The organism is Pseudomonas sp. PIC25 (assembly GCF_002286785.1).
GTDB lineage: Bacteria > Pseudomonadota > Gammaproteobacteria > Pseudomonadales > Pseudomonadaceae > Pseudomonas_M.
The window spans coordinates 1-1,946 of record NZ_MUJY01000166.1 but is presented as its reverse complement, the minus strand read 5'-3'; the positions used below and the strand labels follow the sequence as shown (position 1 = coordinate 1,946).

Below are 1,946 nucleotides of genomic sequence, written 5' to 3'. Positions count from 1 at the left end.
GGTGCCGGTCTTGGTGTCGTAGACCGTGAAGCCTTCCAGGTTATCGATCAGGTGCCACTTTCCGGCCGCCCAATGCGCAGCCTTGCCGGGGGGAATCTCTGGCGGCGGCGTTTCCACGCAACCGCCCGGAATCAGCCAGACACCTTCTTCGAGGGGGCTGGGATCGGCGGCCACCGGGCCGACATAAAGGCCATAGCGGTCGGTCTGATAGACGGTTTTCGGTGTCATGTCGGGTGTGCCTCAATAACGGATACAGAACAACACGGCGAGGTTTCGCGGGCGGGTCTCGGCTCCGCCGGCGGCGTCTACCGTGATCGCGTGGGTATGGCTGGCCACAGCGTCTACCGTGACGGTGTGCGTGTGGCTGGGAGCCGCGTCCACGGTCACGGTGTGGGTGTGGGCACCGGCGCTACTGGTCGCTTTGTTGAACGAAGCCCCTTCGCCGTTGCCGTCGAAACTGCCGGACCCGCCGCTGGAACTGACCGAGCCCGGCACGGTGTGGGTATGGGAGCCGTCGGACGTGGTGGTGGCGGTGTGGCTATGGCTTCCACCGGCTCCGGTGCTGGCGGTGTGGGTATGCGCGCCACCCGCCGCGCTGCTGGCGGTGTGCGTGTGATTGCCCAGCAGGTGAGCCTGGGCGCTGCCCAGGGCCCGGCCGGCATCCACGCCCCGGCCGTCGTCCCAGCCGCGCAGGAACTCGCCCCGGGCGTCGGGCAGGTTGAAGGTCGTCGAACCGTCCCCCGCGCCGAAGACGGTCCCGATGCGGGCGAAGAGCTTGGCGTAGGTCGTGCGGGATACGGCTGCGCCGTTGCATTTCAACCAGCCGGCCGGCGGAGTGGCCATGGCGAAAGCGGAAATCTGTCCGGTTTCGGCGGCCACCACGTTGCCCAGCAGGGCCTGCAATGCGGCCGTCGTTGCCAGAATCTCGCTGCTGTTGGTGGCGGGGTCGTCGCTCTTCGCGTTCGGTAGGTTGCCTAGACCTACATCGATTTTCGTCGTAGCGCGTGCGCGCAGATTTACATAATCGCCGGAGCGGAAGGCGAACTGCTGGATCAGCGGCAAGCCGATGGGCTCCACGGTGCGTCGGTCGGTAATCGTCGTGCTGTTGACCAGATCGGCCAGGGGCACCAGGTAATGGCGGACGCCCACGCTGTCGGTGTAATCCGCCTTTCCCACTCCCCAAACCACTTGGAGGCTGGTCACCACGTCGTTCAGTTCGCGCTGCAGCGCGACGTCGAGCCAGGCGGTGGTCGGCAGCGCGGGCGGTACGACGGGCAGCGCGGTGGTGCGCTCGATGCGTATCCCCTCGATGTACGCGCTCCCCGGTTTCAGTTGGTAGGTGCTGCCCACCTTCTCCAGTTGCAGACCACTGCCGAAGAAACAGGCCCGGCCGAAGAGGTCGCGGTTGCTCAGACGTTCGCGCTCGTCGATACCTTTCAGGCGCACCGTGAAGTCATGCTGCCAGGTGCTCGCATCGATGGTGATGCCGGTCAGTTGCTGGGCACCGTCGAATACCACCAGGAAATTACGGGTGATGTTATTCCCCACCTGCAGCGGCGGGATGTTCTTGCGCTTCTGCTGCAGCGGCACGTAGGCCACGGCGAACAACACGCCTTCGGCACTCTCCAGGCCGATCCAGTTGAAGTCCCAATCGCCTATGTCGGAGCCGATCTGGATGCTGTAGACCACCTGATTGGGGGTCACATAGCCGGCATTTTCGGCGGGTAGGGTCGCCGTGTAGACGGTCTGTGCGGCGGGTGGTTTTGGCGCGGCACGATCCACCGGTGCGTCAGCGGCCAGGCCGGGCACGTTGGCGAAAATGAAGCGTTCGATCTTCAAGACTTCCTGGGCGGCCTGTTTCTGCGCGATCAGGCTTTCACCGGCCAGGGTAATGCGGGCTCCCATTGGCTCTCCTACAGGCTGGCGACCAGGGTCTGCTGGTCGTC

The 1,946-nt window shown here is 65.1% G+C and carries 1 protein-coding gene and 1 pseudogene; both read right to left on the bottom strand.

The window, feature by feature from the left end:
* A pseudogene (locus tag BZL41_RS20880) lies at window positions 1-228 on the bottom strand (phage tail protein); the annotation flags it as partial.
* A 12-nt stretch (window positions 229-240) separates the two neighbouring features.
* Window positions 241-1,905: a phage tail protein gene (locus BZL41_RS20875; RefSeq protein WP_095601046.1), complete on the bottom strand. Its 1,665-nt coding sequence runs from the start codon at window positions 1,903-1,905 to the stop codon at window positions 241-243.
* Window positions 1,906-1,946: the final 41 nt, after the last annotated feature.